General features: G+C 72.8%; 12 protein-coding genes and 1 tRNA gene. 5 read left to right on the top strand and 8 right to left on the bottom strand.

The genetic code is table 11. From position 1 onward, the window contains the following. Nucleotides 1-86 precede the first annotated feature (86 nt). Nucleotides 87-938: an alpha/beta fold hydrolase gene (locus JOD95_RS13695; protein ID WP_209685480.1), complete on the bottom strand. Its 852-nt coding sequence runs from the start codon at nucleotides 936-938 to the stop codon at nucleotides 87-89. Nucleotides 939-1059: 121 nt separating this feature from the next. Here JOD95_RS13695 and JOD95_RS13690 point away from each other — a divergent pair, with 121 nt between their 5' ends. Beyond that, the gene (locus JOD95_RS13690) at nucleotides 1060-2295 is read left to right on the top strand and encodes a glycosyltransferase family 39 protein (RefSeq protein ID WP_209685478.1); all 1236 of its coding nucleotides are present in this window, start codon (nucleotides 1060-1062) and stop codon (nucleotides 2293-2295) included. A 365-nt stretch (nucleotides 2296-2660) separates the two neighbouring features. On the opposite strand, the gene JOD95_RS13685 is transcribed toward JOD95_RS13690, so the two are convergent. Then, the gene (locus tag JOD95_RS13685) at nucleotides 2661-3722 is read right to left on the bottom strand and encodes an amidase domain-containing protein (protein ID WP_209685476.1); all 1062 of its coding nucleotides are present in this window, start codon (nucleotides 3720-3722) and stop codon (nucleotides 2661-2663) included. A gap of 74 nt (nucleotides 3723-3796) precedes the next feature. On the opposite strand from JOD95_RS13685, the gene JOD95_RS13680 reads away from it, so the two are divergent. Continuing rightward, a complete protein-coding gene (locus JOD95_RS13680) occupies nucleotides 3797-4180 on the top strand; it encodes a hypothetical protein (RefSeq protein WP_209685475.1) in 384 nt (127 codons plus the stop codon). Between the two features lie 57 nt (nucleotides 4181-4237). Here JOD95_RS13680 and JOD95_RS13675 read toward each other — a convergent pair. From JOD95_RS13675 to galU, 4 genes are all read right to left on the bottom strand, one after another. Continuing rightward, a tRNA-Ala gene (locus JOD95_RS13675) sits at nucleotides 4238-4313 on the bottom strand. Nucleotides 4314-4395: 82 nt separating this feature from the next. After that, nucleotides 4396-5544, bottom strand: a complete 1149-nt coding sequence (locus tag JOD95_RS13670; RefSeq protein ID WP_209685473.1) for a hypothetical protein — start codon at nucleotides 5542-5544, stop codon at nucleotides 4396-4398. Nucleotides 5545-5672: 128 nt separating this feature from the next. After that, nucleotides 5673-6332 carry a GNAT family N-acetyltransferase gene (locus tag JOD95_RS13665; protein ID WP_066656446.1) on the bottom strand — a complete coding sequence of 220 codons (660 nt, stop codon included), beginning with the start codon at nucleotides 6330-6332 and terminating at the stop codon, nucleotides 5673-5675. Nucleotides 6333-6421: 89 nt separating this feature from the next. Beyond that, entirely contained in the window at nucleotides 6422-7312 is an 891-nt protein-coding gene (gene galU / locus JOD95_RS13660) for a UTP--glucose-1-phosphate uridylyltransferase GalU (RefSeq protein ID WP_066656448.1), read from the bottom strand. 113 nt (nucleotides 7313-7425) lie between these two features. Here galU and JOD95_RS13655 point away from each other — a divergent pair, with 113 nt between their 5' ends. The 3 genes from JOD95_RS13655 to mscL are packed head-to-tail and all read left to right on the top strand — an operon-like array spanning nucleotide 7426 to nucleotide 8856. Then, a complete protein-coding gene (locus JOD95_RS13655) occupies nucleotides 7426-8010 on the top strand; it encodes a 5-formyltetrahydrofolate cyclo-ligase (RefSeq protein ID WP_066656450.1) in 585 nt (194 codons plus the stop codon). Between the two features lies 1 nt (nucleotide 8011). Beyond that, complete coding sequence (locus JOD95_RS13650) at nucleotides 8012-8299, top strand: FmdB family zinc ribbon protein (protein WP_066656452.1); 288 nt, start codon at nucleotides 8012-8014, stop codon at nucleotides 8297-8299. A gap of 56 nt (nucleotides 8300-8355) precedes the next feature. Further along, on the top strand, nucleotides 8356-8856 hold the full coding sequence (gene mscL / locus JOD95_RS13645) for a large conductance mechanosensitive channel protein MscL (protein WP_066656454.1): 501 nt from the start codon (nucleotides 8356-8358) through the stop codon (nucleotides 8854-8856). Nucleotides 8857-8979: 123 nt separating this feature from the next. On the opposite strand, the gene JOD95_RS13640 is transcribed toward mscL, so the two are convergent. Both JOD95_RS13640 and JOD95_RS13635 read right to left on the bottom strand, forming a co-directional pair. Continuing rightward, nucleotides 8980-9564 (bottom strand): CDP-alcohol phosphatidyltransferase family protein, encoded by a 585-nt coding sequence (locus JOD95_RS13640; RefSeq protein WP_066656458.1) that lies wholly within the window; start codon nucleotides 9562-9564, stop codon nucleotides 8980-8982. A 372-nt stretch (nucleotides 9565-9936) separates the two neighbouring features. After that, nucleotides 9937-13764, bottom strand: coding sequence for an AAA family ATPase (locus JOD95_RS13635; RefSeq protein WP_251160893.1), 3828 nt, complete (start codon nucleotides 13762-13764; stop codon nucleotides 9937-9939). Nucleotides 13765-13844 lie beyond the last annotated feature (80 nt).

Raw genomic sequence — 13844 nt, 5'->3', positions numbered from 1 at the left:
CCCCGCGAAACGCAACGTGGGCGGTCCTGCGCAGCGGTACACCGCTGCGAGGAACCGCCCACGTTGCGTCTTGCGGAGCGGGGAGGTCAGGACGCCAGGAAGCGCAGGACCGTCTCGTTCCACTCGTCCTTGTGCGAGGCCAGCACGCCGTGCGGGCCACCCTCGATGACGTGGGTCTGCGCGTTCGGGATGGCCGCCGCGGTGCGCTGACCGGATGCCTCGAACGGCACGATCCCGTCCGAGTCGCCGTGGATGACGAGCGTCGGGACGTCGACCTTCGTCAGGTCGTCGCGGAAGTCCGTCGTCGCGAACGCCGCGGTGCAGTCGAGCGTGCCCTTCGGCGAGGCGAGCTCGGCGATCGCCAGGTCGTAGGCGCGCTGGTCCTCGCTGACGAGCGGCTTCTTGAGCAGGCCCGGCTCGCCGCCCGGCGTGTAGAACATGTCGACGAACTGGTGCAGGAACGCCGGCCGGTCGCCGGTGATGCCGTTCGCGAACCAGTCGGCGAGGTCCTGGTCGACCGCGCCGTCCGGGTTGTCGTCCGACTTCCACAGGTACGGCGGCACCGCGCTGGCGAAGACGAGCTTCTTGATCTTCGCGGTGCCGTAGGTCGAGACGTAGCGCGCGAGCTCGCCGCCGCCCATGGAGAACCCGATGAGGGTGACGTTCGTCAGGTCGAGCTCGGTGATGAGCTTGTCGAGGTCCGCGGCGAACGTGTCGTAGTCGTAGCCGCCCCACGGCTGCGACGACTGCCCGAACCCGCGGCGGTCGTAGGCGATGACGCGGTGGCCGGCCTCGACGAGTGCCGGGACCTGGCCCTCCCACGAGCGGCCGGACAGCGGCCAGCCGTGGATCAGGACGACCGGGTCGCCCGCGCCGAGGTCGTCGTAGTGGAGCTCGATGTCGTGGCCGTTCTCGGCGCCGACGGTGACGAAGGGCATGCTTCCTCCTGTTGGTGGTTTCCAGGGAACGTGCCCGATACAACGCCCGTCGCCCGGACGGATCCTGGAGGTGCGGTGACCGGACAACGGGCGGCGGCTGCGGAGATGGGAGACTCGGGCGGTGACCGACCTGGCGGAGACGACCCGTGCCTCCCGGCCGGGGCTGCCGTCCCGCGTCCGTCGTCTGCTCACGGTCGGCCTGGAGGGACGGCACGGCGGGTGGACCGCTCCGCTCGTCGTGTGGCTGGCTTCCCGCGTGGTCAGCACCGTCCTGCTGCTCACGGTCTGGCTGCTCGCCACCGCGCACGGGTGGCGGTTCGCGTCGGTCCGACGCGAGGGGACGTTCACGGCGTTCCTCGGGTCGTGGGATGCGTCGTTCTACCGGACCATCGCCGAGCACGGCTACCCGACGACGCTGCCCACCGACGCGGCGGGTCACGTGCGGCCGAACCCGTGGGCCTTCCTGCCGGTGTTCCCGGCGCTCGCACGGTTCGTCCAGCCGCTCGTCGGCGGGTCCTTCTGGGCCGCAGGCGTGCTCGTCGCCACGCTCGCGGGCGCCGGCACGTGCATCGTGCTCTGGCGTCTCGTACGCGCGGTGACCGACGACCGGCGGGCGACCCGGGCGACGGTGCTCTTCGCGTTCGCACCGACGGGGTTCCTGCTGCAGGTGGCGTACGCCGAGAGCACCTTCCTGCTCCTGCTCTTCAGCGCACTGCTCGCCCTGGTGCGCCGGCGGTACTGGCTCGTGCTGCCGCTCGGGCTCGTCGCGGCGTTCACGAAGCCGGGGGTGCTCGCGCTCGCGGTGGCCCTCGCGGTGCACCTGGTCGTGCGGGTCGTCCGGGAGCGCCGGGCGCTGCCGGTGCGGGATGCCGTGGCGATCGTCCTCGCGGGGCTCGGGGTCGCGGCGGCGGGGCTGGCGTGGCCCGTCGTGGCGACGGCGGCGACCGGACGGCCGGACGCGTACCTCGCGACCGAGCTGTCGTGGTGGGTCGGGTTCGTCGGCCGGCAGCACTTCGCGCCGCTCACGCCGTGGTTCACGATGGCCTCCACGTGGCTCGGCCCGCTCGGCGTCGTGCTCGTGGTCGTGGTCCTCGCCGGGGCGGTGTGGTCCTGGACCCGACCGGGCGTGCGGGCGCTCGGCGTCGACGTCGTGTCGTTCACCGCGGCGTACGCGCTGTACCTGGTGGCCGTGTTCCTGCCGCAGCAGAGCCTGCCGCGCCTGCTGATGCCGACGGCACCGCTGCTCGGGGCCGACGTGTTCACGGGAACGCGGCGACGGACGACCGCGTGGCTGGTCGTCGGGGTGTGCCTGCAGCCCGTCGCGATCGTGCTGCTCTGGTTCCTCGGGTACCCCTGAGCGTCGGCGCGGCGGCCGGGGCGCGGCGGCAGCGGCCAGGGCGCCGCGTCACGTCGCGTCGCGGCCGCCGGGCAGCCGGGGCGCGGCGTCGCGTCGCGTCGCGGCGGCCGGGGCCGCCGGGGCGCGGCGTCGCGTCGCGTCGCGGCGGCCTGTCGGAACGCGGTGTCGGGTGCCGCCGCACAACGGCGAGCACCTCGCGCCACGTGATCACGTGGCGCGAGGTGCTCCCGGTTGTGCGCAGGACCGGCGCCGGCGCGACGCGATCGGCCGGCAGGACCGGCGCCGGCGCAACGCGATCGGCCCGCGGGACCGGCGCCGACCGGCGCCGACGGGGCGGCAGGGCGGGTGACCGCGCCGCGTCGCCGCTACGCGTCGAACGTGTGGAACCAGGCCGTGCCGCCGGGGTGCTGCACGGTGATCATCTCGTCCAGGTCGCGGTAGGGCCCGTCCTGGTTGTGGCTCGCCGACTTGATGCGGATCGTGCCGTCGGGCTCCGTGAACACCTCGGACACGATCGTCACGTGGTCGGGCGATCGGTTGTCGTTCCAGTCGTAGAACACGATGTCGCCGACCTTGACCTTGCTGCGCTCGTCGAGGGAGCGTCGCGTCAACCCGAAGGTCGCCGCGTTCGCCGTCATCCACGGGTCCATCGCCGGGCAGTACGTCCACGTGGCGCTGTGCTGCGCGCCGCCGGACCGGCTGTACCAGTCGTCGCGCTGTTCCCACCCACGGGCGATCAGCGTCTGGCTGACGTAGTTCGCGCAGTCCCCGCCGATCGGGTTCATCGTGCCGTACTCGGCGAGGTTGTAGTCCGCCCAGTACCGCATCGCGTACTCGAGCTGCCGGTCGACGTCCGTCAGTGCCGCGTAGGCCACCGAGGTCGTCGCGACCGCGGTCGAGGCGTCCGGGACCGGCGCGGCCGTCGGGGTCGGCGTCGCGGTGGCCTGGTCCTGCGTGGCGCCGGCCTGCCCGTCGTTGGCGGCACTGCCGTTGCCGTCCGACGACCGGTTCGCCGACGGGCTCGGCTCGATCGCCGACGTGAAGAGCGCGACGTCAGCCGACCCCGCCGTGTACATCGCCTGGTGCGGCGCCGTGAAGGTCACGGTCGTCGCCGAGGCCTGCACGTCCCGCGCCGCGACCCCGCCGACCGTGACCCCCTGCACCGCGGCGAGGCCGGTCCCCGTGACCGTCACCGTGACACCACCGGCGAGCGGCACCTGCGCCGGCTCGACCGCGGTCGCCGCGGGGCGGGCGCTCGACGAGCCGGAGGGCGACGACCCGGGCGACGCGCCGCTCGGCCCGTCGCCGGCGCGGGTGGTCGCGCCCGACGACGCGTCGTCGGCGCGGGAGCAGGCCGCGACGGCGACCCCGATGCCGGCGACGCCGGCGAGCGACAGCAGGGAACGGCGCGTGAACGAGGCAGTCATGACCGGACCAGGGTAGGCGACGGTACGGCAGGATCGCTGGCAGCACACCATCCACCGGAAGGATCGACCCGCACATGCCCGAGAGCCACGACTTCTTCGTCGCCGCCGACCCCGAGTCCACCCGCACGATCGTCCGTGACGCCCTCGTCCGCGAGGGCTACACGATCACCGACGGCGACCAGGGCACGCTGCTGGGCACCCGCGGCAGCCTGGGCCTCACCCTGCTCGTCGGCGGTCTCCTGAACGACCGGACGTTCCACACCCGGCTCGACGTGCAGCTGATGGTCGCGCCCGACGGCCGGACCGTCGCACGACTGCTCCGCGGCTCGGGCCGGTCCGCGGTCAAGGGCGGCGCGCTCGGCGTGGCCCGCGGCAACCGGGCGTTCGAGCAGGCCGCGAACGCGATCCACGCGTCGCTCGCGCAGGCCGGCGTCCTGACGGACAGCGTGCCGAGCTGACGCGCTCGCGGAGGAACGACGAAGGGCCACCCGATCGGGTGGCCCTTCGCTGCTGCTTGGTGGAGCTAAGGGGATTCGAACCCCTGACCTTCTCATTGCGAACGAGACGCGCTACCAACTGCGCCATAGCCCCAAGTGCTCGACCACACTAGCACCACCGGGAGCGCGAACCGAAATCGGCCCGCCACGTCCGGGCGTGCCGCGCGTGGACGGTGTCAGACCGCGCGGCGTCGACGCATGACCGCGTCGAGGTCGGTCTGCCGGTACGCCTCGTCGTCGATGACCCCCATGCCGGCCCAGCGGCTCGGCGTCGCCGGCTGCTCGGGCTCGGCGGCGACGGGCCCGGCGGCGACGGCGGGCTCGGCGGCAGGCGATCCGGCGGCAGGCGATCCGGCGGGGCGGGACGGCGCCGCCTCCCCGGCCGGGGCACGGAGCCCGAGTCGCTCCGCCAGACGGCCCTGGTCGTGGGCGGAGAGCGAGGCGGCGGCCTCCTCGACGTCGGACCGCATCCGGGACACCCGCGCGAGCGTCGGGTCGGTCTCCCCCGCCCGGATGGCAGCCGCCTCGGCCTCGGCCTCGGCCTTCGCCTCGGCCACGCGCTCGCGCAGCCGGGCAGCGAGCTCGGCGGACGACTCCGGCGACGGCGCGGGCGCCGCGGGGCGCTCGACGTACAGGGGCTTCGGCACGCTGGCCGGCGTCCAGCTCCGGTCGCGCGTCGGCTCGGCGGGCTGCTCGGTGGACAGCGGCGGTGCCGGGTCCGTCCACGCGGTCGACGGCCGGGAGGCACGGGTCACCGCCGCAGCGCCCGCCGCGGCACGCGCCTTCCGCGCCTGGGCGACCTGGTGCAGCTGCGCCAGGACCGCCGCGGACCCACCGGCGGCGACGAGCCCGGCGACACCGACGAGCCAGGCGCCCGGGGCCGCGACGAAGACGACCGCCGCGACGAGGACACCGAGCGCGCCGAAGAGGGTCGCACCGAGCCGGGAGCGGCGCATCCGCATGGCCGTGAGTGCGGGGACGGACGACACCCGCTCGAGCTGGGGCTGCTGCTCCGCGAGGCGCCGGGTGATCTCACGCTGCCGCGCGGCCTCGTGCGCTCGGACGATGGCGGCCCGCTTCGCCTCCTCCGACCGGGCGACGCGCTGCGCCTCGGCCAGGGACTTCGCGTTCATCTCGACCCGGACCTCGTCGGGGAGCTCGGCGGTCTGCGCGAGGATGCGCAGCGTCTGCTGCAGCCGGATCGCGTTCCGCTCGGTCGCGAGGTACTGCCGACGAGCCGCCCACGACGGCATGAGGTAGACGACCCAGAGCACGGCCGCGATGAGCAGGACGATGCCGCCGCCCCAGGAGCCGATACCTGCCATGTGGACACGGTAGGGGTGCGCGTTCCCCGGACCGCCCATTGCCGGACGCGTGTTGCGCGAGTCGCGACCGAATCCGTGGGACGCGGGTCGCGCCTCCAGGCCGACGTGACAGGACGACGGGACGACCGTCAGATGCGCGGTCGGGTGTCGAGCGGGGTCGCCGCCTCCTCACGGGCGGAGGCCGGGACGCTGCCCGCCCCGTGCGGGACGCGACCGGCGACCCAGCGGTCGAGGACGCCCTCGCGCACCTCTTCCGCGACGAGGGCGAAGCAGAAGTGGTCGCGCCAGTCGCCGTTGATGTGGATGTACCGGCGGCGCAGGCCCTCGAACCGGAAGCCGAGCTTCTCGACGACCCGCAGGCTCGGCGCGTTCTCCGGACGGATGCAGATCTCGATGCGGTGGATGCCGACGACCCGGAAGCAGTGGTCGACCGCCATCGCGACCGCGATCGGCGTGACGTTGTGCCCGGCCGCCCCCTCGACGACCCAGTAGCCGATGGACGCACTGGCGAGCGAGCCGTAGGTGATGCCGGACACGTTGAGCTGGCCGACGAAGCGACCGTCGAGCTCCATCGCGAACGGCAGACCGAGCCCGGCGCGGGCGTTGGCCTGCAGTGCCCGGATGCTGCCGCGGACGTCGGTGGAGACGTGTCCGGAGGGGTTGGTGGCCTCCCACGTCCGCAGCCACGAGCGGTTCGTGGCGAGGGCGACGTCGAGGTCACGGGTGTCGCGGAGCCGGAGGGGCCGGATCGTGACCCGCCCGTGGGACAGGGTCGGGATCGTCGTCATCGCTGTGGTTCCTCCGGTGCCCGGCGCTCGACCGGGTGGACGCACGAACGGGCCCGGGGCGGACCCCGGACCCGTTCGTGACGGGGTGGCTACTCTCCCGCGTTGAAGTCCTTCAGCCAGGCCTTGAGGTCGGGGCCGAGGTCGTCGCGGTCCGAGGCGAGCTGCACGATCGCCTTGATGTAGTCCAGCTTGTCACCGGTGTCGTACCGGCGTCCACGGAACACGACGCCGTACACGCCGCCGGTCCACTCCTCGGCGCCCGCCATCTTCATGAGCGCGTCGGTGAGCTGGATCTCGCCACCCTTGCCCGGCTCCTGCTTCTCGAGGACGTCGAAGACCTCGGGGCGGATGACGTAGCGACCGATGATGGCCAGGTTCGACGGGGCTTCGCCCTGCGGGGGCTTCTCGACCAGGCCGGTGATCTTCACGACGTCGTCGGTGTCGGTCTCCTCGACCGTGGCGATGCCGTACATGTGGGTCTGCGACTCGGGGACCTCGAGCAGGGCGACGACCGTGGCGTTCTTCTCGCCCTGGACCTCGATCATGCGCTTGAGCAGCGGGTCGCGGGCGTCGATGATGTCGTCGCCGAGCAGCACGGCGAACGGCTCACGGCCGACGTGCATCTTCGCGCGGAGCACGGCGTGGCCGAGGCCGAGCGGGTCGCCCTGGCGGACGTAGTGCATGTCGGCGAGGTCGGTCGACTGGTTGACCTTCTGCAGCTTCTCGTGGTCGCCCTTCTTCTTGAGGGTCTCCTCGAGCTCGGCCACGTGGTCGAAGTGGTTCTCGAGCGCGTTCTTGTTGCGCCCGGTGATCATGAGCACGTCGGTCAGCCCGGCGCCCACGGCCTCCTCGACCACGTACTGGATCGCCGGCTTGTCGACGACCGGGAGCATCTCCTTCGGCATCGCCTTGGTCGCGGGGAGGAAGCGCGTGCCCAGGCCTGCGGCCGGGATCACCGCCTTCGAAATCTGGAAGCCCATGTCAGCGAACGTACCGGACGCCCACTGGGTCCGGGCATGGGCACTTCGGGGGACACGGCATCCCGCGCCCCACGGCGGGAAGCCGCAAACCCGCGCTCGGTAGACTCCCCGCCATGACCGCCGACCTCGGGAACGAGAAGCGCGCCCTGCGAGCCGAGCTCCGGCAGCGGCGGCGCACCCGGACCACGACGGAGCGCGACACCGACACGACCGCCCTGACGTCGACGCTGCAGCGCTTCGTGGAAGAACGGCAGCTGCGCTCGCTCGCGCTCTACCTGTCGGCGCCCGACGAGCCGGACGTCCGACCCTTCCTGCGCTGGGCGCAGGAGCACGGCGTCCGGGTGCTGCTCCCGATCACCCGCGAGGACGGCCTGCTCGACTGGGCGGTCGACGACGGGGTCTCCGAACACGAGGGCCTGCACGGCATGCCCGAGGTCGTCGGCGAGGTGCTCTCCCCGCTCGCGCTCGGGGACGTCGACGCGATCCTCACCCCGGCGGCGGCGGTCGGGCACGACGGCTGCCGGATGGGCTGGGGCCGCGGCTACTACGACAAGACGCTCGGGTCGATGGCGAACCGGCCGCCCGTCTATGCTGTGATCTTCGACGCGGAGTACCTCGACGAGGTCCCGCGCGAGGCCCACGACGAACCCGTCGACGGCATCATCACGCCGTCGCGCATCATCACCTTCCGGAGCTAGGGTGCCCACCTACTCGTACCGCTGCACCGAGTGCGACAACGCCTTCGACGTCAAGCAGTCGTTCTCCGACGCCACCCTGACCGAGTGCCCCGTCTGCGGCGGTGCGCTGCGCAAGGTGTTCTCGCCGGTCGGCGTCACCTTCAACGGCGGCGGCTTCTACCGCACCGACTCGCGGTCGACGCCGAAGGCCGAAGGGTCGTCGGGGTCCTCCTCGTCGTCGTCGAGCACGCCGGCGAAGGCGGAGCCGAAGAAGACCGAGTCGAAGCCGGCCGCGCCCAGCGCCTCCTGACGAGGGCTCGTCTCCGTCGGTACGGTGGGGTCTCCTCGACACGGAAGGAGGCTCACGTGAAGGGCTTCAAGGAGTTCCTGCTCCGCGGGAACGTCATCGACCTGGCCGTCGCGGTCGTCATCGGTGCGGCGTTCACCGCGATCGTCACCGCGATCGTGAACTCGCTCATCAACCCCCTGATCGGCGCGGTCTTCAACGCGTCGAGCCTGGACAAGGCACTCGTCGTGTCGATCCCCACCGTCTCCGGGGACTCGGCGGACATCCTGTTCGGCGCGATCATCGGCGCGGTCCTGAACTTCGTCATCGTCGCGGCGGTGGTGTACTTCGCCCTGGTCGTCCCGGTCAACCGGCTCAAGAAGCTCGCCTTCGAGCGGGTGAAGAACGACGAGCAGCAGACGCCGCAGGACGTCCCGCCGACCGACGTCGAGGTGCTGCTCGAGATCCGCGACCTGCTCCGCACGCAGAACGGCGACGCGGTGGCGTCGGGCGGCGGTGCGCACGTCGCCCCGTCGACCGCTCCCGAGGGACCGGGGATCAGCGGCTCGACGAAGCTCTAGCCGCGGGCGTCCCGAACCACGGAACCGACGTCGAACCAGCCTCCGGGGTCGGTTCGACGTCGGTTTCCTGGTTCGAGGGGCCAGGAGGGCGCGGGGCGCACGCCCGCGCCGCACGCGTCCGCGTCAGGCGGTGCGGGCCGTCGCGCGGTGCTTCGCGGCGAGGGCCCGGGCGTACTGCACACCGGCGACGACGTGACCGATCGTGCCCGCCCAGACGAAGACGAGCGCGAGCACCCGGATCCAGTCGTGCTGCGATGCCCACGACGTCGACGAGAACAGCAGCAGCGGCAGACCGACGAAGAGCAGCGCGGATCGGATCTTGCCGGTCCACGTGACGTCGAGGTCCGGGTCGCCGCGGAACCACAGGCCGGACAGCAGCGCGAGCACCGCGTCCACGAGGACGATGATCGCGACGCTCGGCCACGGCAGCAGGCCGACGAGCACGAGCGACAGCACGATGGCGATGATCGCCAGGCGGTCGGCGATCGGGTCGAGCGCCTTGCCGAGCTTCGAGCCCTGGTCGAACCGACGCGCGATGAAGCCGTCCGCCCAGTCGCTGACACCGAGGACGACGAGCGTGACGAGCGCCCAGCCGGGGTGGCCGGCCACGACGAAGCCGATGAACACCGGGATGAGCAGGAAGCGCACCAGCGTGATCAGGTTCGGCCACGTCTGCCAGTCGGGTCGCCGTCGCGCGGTGTCAGTCATCGACCCCAGGCTACCCGTCACCAGTGTGGGGGCACGTCGCGCAGCAGCTGGGCGTCGTTCTCCCCGTCGCGGTGGCGGGCCGGTTCCGGCGGCGCGGCCGGGTCGTAGCCCGGGACCGGCGCGGTGGTGACGCGCCTGGTGCGGCGGGGCGCGCCTCCCGGCCGGTCGGTCGTGTCGGTGCCGGTTCCGCCACCGTCATCTGCGGAACGGACGGGAGGCTCGGCATCCGTCACGTCGTCGGCCCGCGTCCACGAGCCCACCAGCTGGTCCGTCCCCGCCGTCACCGGACCGGCCGCGCGGGACGCGCGCCGGGACCCGCTCACCGGCGAGCGGGGCCCGGAGCGGGCACGCGGGGATGCGTCTCCGACCGGGTCATCGGCGTGCGGGGATCGGAGGGATCGAGATCTCCTGGGTCGCTCCGCGGTCGACGCCGAGCACCGACGCCACGGTGTCCGCGACGCGGTCCGGGTCGGAGAACAGCTGGAACGCGTGCACCCGCACGTAGTGCCACCCGAGTCGGCGGAGCACCTCGGGACGGAGCCGCAGCGACTCGCGGAGCGAACCCCGGACGAGCGACGCGTCGGTCTCGATCGTGACGCAGACGCCGCCGTGCGCCGCGACCAGGCCGAGCTTGCCCCGGTGGCCGAGCGCGACGGGGATGCCGCGCATCTCGAGTCGTCGGGCGAGGTCGACGAGCAGCGGGTCGGAGTCGTCGGGCACGTACTCGGCGGCGGTGCGCGCGCGGACCTCGGCGAGGATCTCGGCCAGCGCGACGGTGCCGTGGCCCATCCGCTCGGCCTCGATGTCCGACGGCTGGAAGCACGTGACGATGACCATCGACCGGCGCGCGCGGGTCATCGCGACGGCGAGCAGACGCTCCCCGCCGGGCTTGCCGAGCGGACCGAAGTCGCGCAGCACGCGGCCGTGCGGGGTCCGGCCGTACCCGATCGAGAACACGACACGGTCGCGGCTCTGCGCCACGGACTGCTCGAGCGTCGCGACGATGAACGGCTCGGCGCGGTCGCCGATGACGAACTCGGTGAGGTCCTTGTGGCCCTGCGCCGCGGTCAGGACGGCCTGCTCGACGCGCACCGCGTGCTTCGCCGACGCCGTGATCACCATGAGCGACTCGGTCGGGCGGGTGCGGGCGTGCTCGGTGACGAGCCGGACCACGCGGTCCACCTCGGCGTCGACGCTCTCGACCGCCCCGGACTCGGGGTCCGGCACGGCCTTGCCGTCGCTGACGTAGTCGATCGCGATCGAGCCGTGGCCGAGGAACGAACCGGCCCACGGCAGCGACTCGATGCGGCCGCCGTAGAAGCGGCGGTTGACGAGCTCGGCGAGGTCCTCGCCGCCGGCGCGGTACGACCGCGTGAGCGACAGGGTCGGCAGGAGCGTCGACAGCTTCGCGAGCGCGGAGTCGGCGTGCAGGGCGTCGAGCGTGCCCTCGTCCACCTGCAGTGCCCGGTGGTCGGGGTCGACCGCGATCCGGAACGGCGACGGGGTCTGCGTCACCGGGTCGCCGAACACGACGGTCTGGCGGGCGCGACGGACGGCGCCGACGGTCTCGGCGATGGTGACGGCACCGGCGTCGACGAGGATCACCGTGTCGAACGGCATCGTGTCGGCGATCTCGGGGACCTCGTACGGCGAGGCGAGCCAGACCGGCGCGATCGACCGGGACAGGTGCGGCGCGGAGTCCTGCAGCAGGCGCGAGGTGATCGCGCCCTCCTTGAGCTGCGTCTTCAGCGACGTCGCCTCGTCCGGCCAGTCGACCAGTCCGACCTTCCAGTTCTCGGCGAGCTGCCACGCCAGGCCCTGGGAGACCCCGGCCGCGTGGGCGTCGTCGACGAGCCGGAAGTCGGCCTCGACCCGGTCGAGCATGTCGGTGTTGCCGCCGAGCAGCGCCCGGTCGGACTCGAGCATCGTCTCGAGCGCGGACTGCCACCAGGCGAGCTCGAGCTCGGCCGGCACCTGGGTGTCCGGCACGTGGCGGTGTGCCAGGTCGGTGATGAGCGGCTCGAGCTGCAGGTCGCGCAGGGTCTGCATGAGCTCGGTGCGCTCCTGCAGGTTGTGCAGGACGTCGGACTCCTCGGCCAGGCGGGCGACCGTCGGGACGAGCTCGTCGATCGGCAGGTTCGCGAGCTGGCGGTCCCGCTCGGTCCGGCCGAGGGGCTCGTCGAGTCGGGCGAGGTCCTGCACGACGTTCGAGAAGAGCACCTGCACGTCCCCGATGCCCGTGGGCACCTCGGGGTTCACGCCGGCCGCGACGTAGCGCTGCCAGAGCACGCGCTGCTGCTGCACGCGGGTCAGCGCCTCGTGCAGGTCGGACACGTGCACGCCCGGTCGGACGTACTCACGCGCGAGCTTCTTCAGCCGACGACGGTTCGTCGACGACATCGGGGCGCCCTCGCCACGAGGGGCCGTCGCGGCGACGAGCTCCGAGACCGACCGGTCGAAGACGACGGGCAGGAAGCGGTCGAGGGTGTCCCGGATCTCGGTGAGCAGGCGGAGGTAGATGCCGAGCTCGTTGATCGTCGTGAACTGCCGCATGTGGGTCGACGCCACGAGGTCGTGCGCACGGCGCAGCAGCGTCGGCAGGCCGTCGGCGTCGAGGTCCTTCGCGGTCTTGTGCGCCCGCTGCGCGCCGTCGCTCGAACCGAACTTGGCGCCGTACCAGGGCGAGTCGTCCGGGCCGTAGCGGAACTCGCCGAGGTTGGCCGCGCTGACCATGGTCTCGGCGACGCGCGAACGGCCCTCGACCATGCTCGTCACGGACCGCTTCGACAGTCGGGCGGTCGTCGACGGCGGCACCGGCAGGAGCGACAGCCGGGACAGCTCGACCAGGCAGTCGAGCACCGAGACGCCGAAGTCCGGGTCCACGCGGGTCAGCGAGCCGCGGTAGTCGGTGAGGACCTTGCGGAGCCGGACCAGGGCGTCGTCGACCTCGCGGAGGTTCGGACGCGCGGCCTTCTCGTTGCGCGCGATGCCCCGGACGACGTCACGGCGCAGGGTGCCCGGCGTGACGGCGACGCCCGGCAGCTGGACCTCGGCGAAGCGTGCGGCGATGCCCCGCAGGGTCGCTCGCCTCGGGCTCACGACGAGGACGCGCTTGTTCGCCGCGACGAGGCCGCCGAGCGCGTTGACGATCGTCTGTGTCCCGCCGGTGCCCGGCAGGGTCTTCACGACGATCGAGTTGCCCGCCGTGATCTGCGCGATCACGTTCTCCTGCTCGTCGTCGGCGTCGAGCAGCAGCGTGTCGGTCTCCGGGCTGCGCTCGTCCGAGGGGGTCTGCTCGACCGGGTGGTAGGACTGCTCGACCTGCCACTTCGCGCTCGGGTTGCCGGCGAGCGCGTCGAGCACCGGGTGGGACAGGTCGCCGGTGTCCTCGACCATGCCGCTGGCGACCTCGGCGAAGGTCGAGACGACCAGACGCGCGTGCACCGAGAAGCCGGGGATGTGCGCGGTCAGGCCGCGGAGCCGGTCGATGACGGGGTTCGGGGTGAACGAACCGTCCTGCTGCGCGAGCGCGACGAAGGACTGCGCGTCGAGGATGACGCCGTACTGCTCGTGCAGCGCGTCGGCCAGCCCGGGGTTGAGCACCGGCTCGCCGAGCAAGCGCACCTCGAAGTCACGGCCGTGCCGACGGATCGCGAGCGGGCGGAGGAGCACCGGGCCGCGGAAGTGCTCGTCGCCGTGCTGCCAGTCGGCCATGCCGATGCCGAGCTTCACGGCGTCGATCCCGCGCACGGTCGCGAGCTCGGTGCCCTTCGCCTCGACCTGGGCGGCGGCGACACGCGCGGCGCGCAGGGCGACCTCGTCGCGGATCAGGCTCGAGAGCAGCGTCGTCTTGCCGGTGATGAACTGCGCGAGTCCGCCGGGGTGCGTGGTGGACAGCTCGATCCGGGCACGCGGGTGGTCGCTGAAGTGCGTGAGGGGGCTCGTCCCGCCGACACCGGTCAGCTGCGACCGCCAGGCGTCCCACGTGGGCTCGGCGGCGTTGCCGGCCTGGAGGCGCGGGTCGCCCAGGCTGATCGCCTGCGGGCTCGTGAGCTGCAGTTCCGGCCGCAGCGTGCGGTCCGGCTCGTCGCTCCGGTCGCCCTCCCGCTGCTCGCGCCCGTCCTCGGGCGCGTCGGCGCCCTGGACGGGGACGTCGTCATCCGCGTCGTCCGCGCCGTCGGTCACCCTGTCTCGCCACACATCCGACACTGTAGGCGGAAGCGGGCGGCCTCCCTGGCAATGACCCGACGTTTCCGGCTTTCCGTGCGGGCCCGGTACGG

This window comes from Curtobacterium sp. 1310 (genome assembly GCF_017834105.1).
In the GTDB taxonomy this organism is placed as follows: domain Bacteria; phylum Actinomycetota; class Actinomycetes; order Actinomycetales; family Microbacteriaceae; genus Curtobacterium.
This window is presented reverse-complemented; position numbering and strand designations above follow the sequence as displayed.

What these genes read in the sequence shown, in the direction of transcription:
- JOD95_RS13695 (WP_209685480.1), bottom strand. Translation starts at nt 938, where the DNA reads ATGCCCTTCGTCACCGTCGGCGCCGAGAACGGCCACGACATCGAGCTC.
- JOD95_RS13685 (WP_209685476.1), bottom strand. Translation starts at nt 3,722, where the DNA reads ATGACTGCCTCGTTCACGCGCCGTTCCCTGCTGTCGCTCGCCGGCGTC.
- JOD95_RS13680 (WP_209685475.1), top strand. Translation starts at nt 3,797, where the DNA reads ATGCCCGAGAGCCACGACTTCTTCGTCGCCGCCGACCCCGAGTCCACC.
- JOD95_RS13670 (WP_209685473.1), bottom strand. Translation starts at nt 5,544, where the DNA reads ATGGCAGGTATCGGCTCCTGGGGCGGCGGCATCGTCCTGCTCATCGCG.
- JOD95_RS13665 (WP_066656446.1), bottom strand. Translation starts at nt 6,332, where the DNA reads ATGACGACGATCCCGACCCTGTCCCACGGGCGGGTCACGATCCGGCCC.
- galU (WP_066656448.1), bottom strand. Translation starts at nt 7,312, where the DNA reads ATGGGCTTCCAGATTTCGAAGGCGGTGATCCCGGCCGCAGGCCTGGGC.
- JOD95_RS13655 (WP_066656450.1), top strand. Translation starts at nt 7,426, where the DNA reads ATGACCGCCGACCTCGGGAACGAGAAGCGCGCCCTGCGAGCCGAGCTC.
- JOD95_RS13640 (WP_066656458.1), bottom strand. Translation starts at nt 9,564, where the DNA reads ATGACTGACACCGCGCGACGGCGACCCGACTGGCAGACGTGGCCGAAC.